The sequence below is a fragment of the Sphaerisporangium sp. NPDC049002 genome (assembly GCF_040649355.1).
Classification (GTDB): domain Bacteria; phylum Actinomycetota; class Actinomycetes; order Streptosporangiales; family Streptosporangiaceae; genus Sphaerisporangium.
Genome location: NZ_JBEZFH010000294.1, coordinates 1 through 6895, shown reverse-complemented (window position 1 = coordinate 6895; position 6895 = coordinate 1). Strand labels below are relative to the sequence as shown.

The 6895-nt window shown below is 71.2% G+C and carries 8 protein-coding genes; 3 read left to right on the top strand and 5 right to left on the bottom strand.

Annotated elements, in window-relative coordinates:
- Nucleotides 1-770, bottom strand: a 770-nt coding sequence (locus AB0B89_RS33630; protein ID WP_358560888.1) for a YcnI family protein, incomplete at its 3' end; no start/stop codon positions are given.
- Between the two features lie 109 nt (nucleotides 771-879).
- Entirely contained in the window at nucleotides 880-1455 is a 576-nt protein-coding gene (locus tag AB0B89_RS33625; RefSeq protein ID WP_358560885.1) for an MFS transporter, read from the bottom strand.
- A gap of 149 nt (nucleotides 1456-1604) precedes the next feature.
- On the opposite strand from AB0B89_RS33625, the gene AB0B89_RS33620 reads away from it, so the two are divergent.
- Nucleotides 1605-2114, top strand: coding sequence for a hypothetical protein (locus AB0B89_RS33620; protein WP_358560882.1), 510 nt, complete (start codon nucleotides 1605-1607; stop codon nucleotides 2112-2114).
- Between the two features lie 9 nt (nucleotides 2115-2123).
- Here AB0B89_RS33620 and AB0B89_RS33615 read toward each other — a convergent pair whose 3' ends face one another.
- From AB0B89_RS33615 to AB0B89_RS33605, 3 genes are read right to left on the bottom strand one after another with little or no spacing between them, the layout of a single operon-like run.
- Entirely contained in the window at nucleotides 2124-2900 is a 777-nt protein-coding gene (locus AB0B89_RS33615; RefSeq protein ID WP_358560879.1) for an ATP-binding cassette domain-containing protein, read from the bottom strand.
- A gap of 1 nt (nucleotide 2901) precedes the next feature.
- Nucleotides 2902-3690, bottom strand: coding sequence for an ABC-2 family transporter protein (locus tag AB0B89_RS33610; protein WP_358560891.1), 789 nt, complete (start codon nucleotides 3688-3690; stop codon nucleotides 2902-2904).
- Between the two features lie 48 nt (nucleotides 3691-3738).
- Entirely contained in the window at nucleotides 3739-4512 is a 774-nt protein-coding gene (locus tag AB0B89_RS33605) for an ABC-2 family transporter protein (protein ID WP_358560876.1), read from the bottom strand.
- Between the two features lie 316 nt (nucleotides 4513-4828).
- On the opposite strand from AB0B89_RS33605, the gene AB0B89_RS33600 reads away from it, so the two are divergent.
- A complete protein-coding gene (locus tag AB0B89_RS33600; RefSeq protein ID WP_358560873.1) occupies nucleotides 4829-5908 on the top strand; it encodes an alpha/beta hydrolase in 1080 nt (359 codons plus the stop codon).
- A 228-nt stretch (nucleotides 5909-6136) separates the two neighbouring features.
- Nucleotides 6137-6880, top strand: coding sequence for a serine/threonine-protein kinase (locus tag AB0B89_RS33595; protein ID WP_358560870.1), 744 nt, complete (start codon nucleotides 6137-6139; stop codon nucleotides 6878-6880).
- The last annotated feature ends 15 nt before the right edge of the window (nucleotides 6881-6895 follow it).

The following is a 6895-nucleotide window of genomic DNA, read 5'->3' as shown; positions in this document are numbered from 1 at the left end:
TCGTCGGCGAGGAGGGCCCCGCCGGCTACTGGACCGTCGACTGCGCGGGAGTCTCGCTCGCGATGAGCGAGGACGCCCTCACCGGCTTCCTGGCCCAGCAGCCGCGCCGTCGCGTCGGCGTCGGACGTGCCCGCGCCCTCGTGCGCGTCTGCCTTGACCGCCATCGTGGGCGCGGAGGAGGCGGGACTCGCGGGCGCGGCGCTCATCCCGTGCTCGTCACCTTCGCCCGCCGCCGGGGCGACGAGCTTGAGGGTGGGGGCGGGGTGCTCGGCCTCGGTGCCGTCGGCCTTGGGCTCGTCCGCCCACTTCACGACCTCCCCGCTGGAGTAGGTCTGGGTCGCGGGGAAGACGAGCTGGTCGGTGTCCTCGGGCATGAACCCCATGGACACCTCGAACTCCTGGAACTGGCCCGGGTCGATCTTCCCCCCGGACCAGGTGATCTTCGTGACGGCCTCGGTGATGTCGCCGTACTTGGACGGGACGGCCTTCGGCAGCTTGCTCTTGGTGACCTCGACCTTCCAGCCCGGGACCGGGCGCACCGAGACGAACGGCAGCGGGTGGTCGACCGGCAGGTCGACCACGAGCTTGGTCGTCGAGTCCTTGTCCCGCTCGTTGGGGACGCGGAAGGCGACCTTGGTGAAGCCGCCCTTCTCCGCCGTCCCCGGGTTGATGGTGACGTGGGCGAGGGCGGGCAGGGCGAGGCCGATGGTGAGGGCGAGGGCACCGGCGGCGACGGCGGCCAGGCGGCGGCCGGCAGAGCTCAACGACATGGGAATTCTCCACTTCGTACGGGGGATCAGGCGAAAGCGCGGGCCATGCCGCCGGGGTCCGGGCGGGCGCCGGTGGACGCTCCACCGGGGGGCGGCGGCTCGCGAGATGTCAGAAGGCGGCGGGAAGCGGAGGACCGCGCCTGGTGACCGTGTGACGGAGCTCCCGCCTGACCGGGGCGGGATCGAGGTGCCGGGGGGCGCGGGCGGCGGGCCGTACGGGGCCGCCCGTGCCCTCGTCGAGGAGGGCCAGCAGGTGGCGCAGCCGGCGGACGGCGAGCGCGCCGAGCCTGCGGAGCACCGACCACAGGGCCGACTCGCCCCGGGCCAGCCACCAGCCGGTGATCAGCGTCGCGGTGAGGTGGGCGACCACCATGCCGACGTCGGCGCCGAGCCCCTGCCCGTGGGAGAGGTGGACGCTCAGGGGCGAGCCGATGTCCCCTGAGAGGCCGAAGAGCTGGTGCAGGAACAGCTGCGCTCCGACCAGGAAACCGATGATCGTCTGGGGTGAGCGCTCGCGCCCGGCGAGGAGCACGGCCGCGGCGGTCACCGCGACGCCTCCGGACGCCGCCGCCCACGACGAAGGCCCCGACCCGCCGGCCGCCCGGTGGCCGAGCACGGCGAGGGTCACGCAGACGACCGTGAAGGCGGCCGACCGCGCGAGGCGCAGGGGGAGGCGGGCACGCATGACGCCCCACATCGTGTCATGCCCGGGGACCGCCTGTCTTGGTGGGCGATCCGCATTTCCCCGTCTCAATATGACATCTGCCGTTTCAGGGGTTTTCTCGCTACTGTTGCCCGCGTTCGCTGGTTCTGTGAAGAACGAGGTGGGTGACCATGCGGCACTTTCTCGGGCTGCTGCTCGGCGTCGTGGTGACGGCGGTGCTGCTGGCCGGCGCCGGGTGGGCCTCGCAGGACGCGTTACGCGGCATGGCGAGCGTCGCGAACGCCACGGGCGCCGTCGACCCGGTGAGGGACACCAAGGCGCTGGTCGGCCTCGGGGCGATGCTGGTGGCCGGCCTGATCCTCGGCCTGGTGGTGGCGGGCCGGGTCTCGCCCCTCGCGACGTTCGTGCCGTCCATGGCCCTGCTGGCGTGGACGGTGATCTACGTGCTGGACGTGAACCGCGCGCTCGGCCTCGCGCCGACCGGCCCCTCGATGAACCCGATGGTCGTCCAGGCGGGCAAGGGCATGCAGGGCCTGCTGGGCACGGGGGTCTTCGCGATGCTGGGCATCGCGCTGTTCATCCCGGTGCTGATGCCCTCGCGGTGGGCCGGCCGGCACAGGGACGAGGAGGACGACTACGAGGAGGAGGCCTCCGCGCCCGCCGGCGGCGGCTACTACTGAGCCGGCCGTTCATGAAGGGACGGCCCGCGTGTAGAGGCGGGTGACGACATCCTCGATCGACGCGTCGCCGGGGGCGGTGGCCATGAGCTCGGCGACGGTCCCGTCGAAGGCGAGGCTGCCGTGGTCGATCAGCATGACGCGCCGGCAGAGCCGTTCGATGTCCCCGAGGTCGTGCGTCGTGAGCAGCACGGTGGTGCCCCGCTCGGCGTTGAGCCCGCGCAGGAAGTCGCGCACCGCCGCCTTGCTCACCACGTCGAGCCCGATGGTGGGCTCGTCGAGCACCAGCACCGGGGGGTCGTGCAGCAGCGCCGCCGCGATGTCGCCCCGCATGCGCTGCCCCAGGCTGAGCTGCCGTACGGGCGTGCCGAGGAACGCGCCGAGGTCCAGCACCTCGACCAGCTCGGCGAGCCGCTTCCGGTACTGCACTTGATCTACTTTGTAAAGGTGCCGGATCAGGGTGAAGCTGTCCCTGAGCGGCAGGTCCCACCACAGCGTCGTCCGCTGCCCGAAGACCACGCCGATGCGCCGGGCGAGCGTCGTGCGGCGCCGGGACGGATCGAGGCCCGCCACCCGGATGCGCCCGCTGGTGGGCGTCAGGATCCCGGTCAGCATCTTGATCGTCGTGGATTTGCCCGCGCCGTTCGGCCCGAGGTAGCCGACGAACTCCCCGGCGGCCACCTGGAAGGACAGGTCCTGTACGGCGTGCACGACCCGCGAGTTCCGGCGCAGCCGTCCCGTCTTGCCGCGGACCGTGAAGGAACGGCCCACCCCGTCGAGTTCGATCATGTCAACTCCCCGTCGAACGGTAGCGGCGGAGCCCGGCGCGCCACGCGAGCGCCGCCACGCAGGACAGCGTGAGCGCGGCGACCGGGCCGAGGAAGCGCAGCCAGTAGGGCAGGCCCATCGGGTCGGGGCGGTCGAGGACGAACAGGCCAGGCTGCCAGTTGACGAACGCCAGCGGCACGATGAACGTCACCGCGCGCACCAGGTCGCCCCCGTAGACGCTCAGCGGGTACTGCGTGAGCTGGCCGCCCCCGTAGGTGAACGCGTGGCCCACCTCGGCCGCGTCGGTCAGCAGGAACTGGAGCGCCCCGCTGAGGGTCCACACGGCGGTGAACAGGACGATGCCGCAGAGCACCATGAGCGGGATCATCCACGCGCGCTGCCACGGCACGTGCAGCCGGGTGAGGGCGATCGCGAGCACGGTCGCCGCCTGCGCCGTGCGGCCGAGGCGGTGGAAGGTGAACCGCTCGACCGCGATCTGCACGAACGGGCTCACCGGCCGGATCAGCATCGCGTCGAACGTGCCGGCCCTGACGTGCTGGCCGAGTTTGTCGACGTTACCGAAGAGCAGGTCGGCGAGCGCGAACGACATGCCCGCGGTGCCGTACAGGAACATCACCTCGGGCAGGGTGAAGCCGCCGAGGGAGCCGGTGTGAGTGAAGATCACCGCGATCGCCGCGATGTCGAGGCCGGTGACCAGGAACGAGCCGACCGTGAGCAGCGCCATCGACACGGGATACTGCCCGGCGGCGCGTATCCAGGCGGCCGCCAGGAGCACGTAGCTCCTCACCATCTCGATCACCGTGGGCCCGCCTCCCGCAGGGGGCGTCCCGCGAGGGAGTCAGCCACCCTGGATCACCACCTTGTGGCGCGCGGACCGGGTGACGAGCGCGCCGGCGGCGAGCACGACGGCCGCCCACATGGCCTGGAAGGCGAGCGCGCCGAGGACGTCGCGCTTGCCGAGGTAGACGTCGGCGGGGACCTGCACCATGGCCGCCCAGGGCAGCGCCTGCGCCAGTGTGCCGAGCCGGCCGGGGAAGAGGACCAGCGGCAACACCATGCCGCTGAAGAAGGTCGTCATGACCAGTGACAGCGACTGCAGGCCCCGGTCGTCCACGACCCAGCAGCTCGACAGCGCCACCAGGTAGCGAAGGCCGAAGCTGACCGTGACGCCGAGGACGATCGAGACGAGGAACGCCACCCAGGTGACCGGGTTCGCGGGGACGTGGATCCCGAAGAGCAGGGCGCCGACCGCCGCGGGCGGGATGCTCCTGACGAAGAACAGGAACGCGGCCCGCCCGAGGTCGTCGGCCAGGGTCCACATCTGGAGCGACGCCGGGCGCACCAGGTCGAGGGCGATGTCGCCGGTGCGCACCCGCTGGGCCAGCTGCAGGCCGCCTCCGAAGACCTCCATGGGCCCGATGAACGCCTGGGTGAGAAAGCAGAAGGTGATCGCGTCGGTGACGTCGTACCCGGCGAGGCCCGGCCGGGCCTGCCACAACGCGATCAGCACGTACGCGCGGAGGATGCCGAAGATCGTGTTGGTGAACGCCCCCGCGAGGGCGGCGGCCCGGTAGGTGGCGTGACGGCGGAAGCCGTACGTGAAGATCGTCACATAGAGCGGGAAGGTCGGGCACCTCCAGGATGGGCGGAACTGGAATTGTAACCACCCCCGCCCCGGGCGACCCGCGATTCACCGCGCCGCCCGTCCGTCTCGGTGGGCGCGCCCGGCGCGCCCTCGACGCCGCCGGGCGCGACCGGCCGGCCAGGTCCCCCGGGGAGCTAGGCTGATCCACGCCGAGCCCTTAGGCACCCCTACCAGGTCAAATGTTCCGGATAACCCTCGACAAAGTGTGTAACACCCATGTAAACCGGGGTATACGGGCAGGTAGATAGAACAAGATTCGGCAAGGCTGCTCATGGAGGGTCACATGCAGCAGGAGATCGACGTGGACATTCACCCGGTGTACCCGATCAGCTGGCGGGCGAGCGCGCTCAACGGCCTGCTGCGCGGTACGACCAAGCCCATTTCGGCCCTGCTCCTCAGACACGAGATCGGCATGGAACTCGTCGCCCGGGTGATGGCCCTTGGAGAGCGGCTCCCGCTTCCCCCTCCCGCGCACGTCTCCATCGTCAAGGAGGACACCACCCCCTCCTGCTCCGAATGGGTGCGCGCCGGAGACGATCTGGACGAGAGCAAGGTGCTGCTCTACTTTCACGGCGGAGCGTACTTCTTCTGCTCCCCGGCGACGCACCGGCCGATCACCTGGCGCCTGTCGGCCGCCGCGAGGCGTCCCGTGCTCGCGGTCGACTACCGCCAGGGCCCCGTCCACCCGCTGAGCGAGTCGCTGGCCGACGCCCTCGCCGCGTACCAGGGCCTGCTGGACCAGGGGTACGAGCCCGCGGACATCCTGATCGCCGGCGACTCGGCGGGCGGGCACCTGACCCTGGCGACGCTGCTGGCCCTGCGGGACCGCGGCCTGCCGCTGCCCGCGGCCGCGATCTGCCTGTCGCCGTGGGCCGACCTGTCCGACAGCCGCCGCACGGTCAACCGGTGGGTCGACCCGATGCTGCCCGCGAGCCGGGTCGACTGGCTCGCACGCCGGTGGACCGCCGGGCTCGACTGCCGCGACCCGCTGGTCTCGCCGGTATTCGGCGACTACACCGGCCTGCCGCCGCTCATGGTCGTCACCGGGTCCACCGAGGTGCTGCGCGACGAGGGCCGGCGCGTCGCCCGAAAGGCCCGTGGCGCCGGGGTGAAGGTGACCTACGAGGAATGGCGCCGCATGCCGCACGTGTTCGCCATCCTGGCGGACGTCGTGCCCGAGGCCCGCTTGGTCTTCGGCCACATCCAGCGCTTCCTCGACGCCGTCGCGGCATCCTCCGGCGCGTCGGTCTCCCCGCCCGTTCCCGAGCCGGTTCCGGCGGGGGAGTCGCCGGTGCTCTCGGTGGCGGCGGACCCGCCGCAGCCGTCCCTCACGGGTCAGGGATCCGATTCGGCGGCGGCCTGACGTACGGGGGCGGGTCAGCCCGGCCCGGCACAGAGGTCACAACCGCCCATTGAGTCACATAAGGCCCTCATGTTCCTTACCTTGAGGGATGATTCGCCTTACCTCTCATGCCACTTCGAACTAATTTGCGCCGAATGGCCTTCGCGAGGGACACAGTGGCCTGTGCCGCACTTCTCGAAGAGAGGTCACCTCCGGATGGCACGTGGCGGAGCAGGCGTCCCCAGCGGGATGCCTCCAGGCGTTCGGCCGCTGACGGTGGGCGACCCGGTGATCATCGGTCGCTACCTTCTGCTCGGCCGTCTCGGCGCCGGTGGGATGGGCGTGGTGTACCTCGCCGAGCGGCCAGAGGGAGGTCTGGTCGCGCTCAAGACGCCGCACGCCGTCCATCTCAGCGATCCGACGCTCCGGGCGCGGTTCACCGAGGAGGTCGCCTTCTCCCGCCGCGTGGTGCCGTTCTGCACCGCTCCGGTCCTTGAGGACGGCACCGACCGCGACCGTCCCTATCTCGTCACCGAGCACATCCCCGGCCCGTCCCTGTCCCAGATCGTCGCCGCGCGCGGCCCGCTCACCCCCGACCTCGCCTACGGCGTGGCGCTCGGGTCCGCGGCGGCGCTGGTCGCCATCCACGAGGCGGGCTTCGTCCACCGCGACCTGAAGCCCGGGAACGTGCTGCTGTCCCCGAGGGGCCCCCGCGTCATCGACTTCGGCATCGCCAGGGACCTGGACGCCGCCGTCGCGCACACGCAGGCCGGCCAGATCATGGGCAGCCCGGGATGGGTGGCGCCCGAACGCCTGACCGGCGGGCCCGCCATCCCCGCCTCCGACGTCTTCGCCTGGGGATGCCTGGTCGCCTACGCCGCGACCGGCCACCACCCTTTCGGCACCGGAGAGGCTTGTAAAGAAACACCCACGAGCGCCCCAAAGAGGCTCTATCATATAACAAACGGGCAGTCAGCTGATAACAACCCGTGATCTTTCGATCTAAAT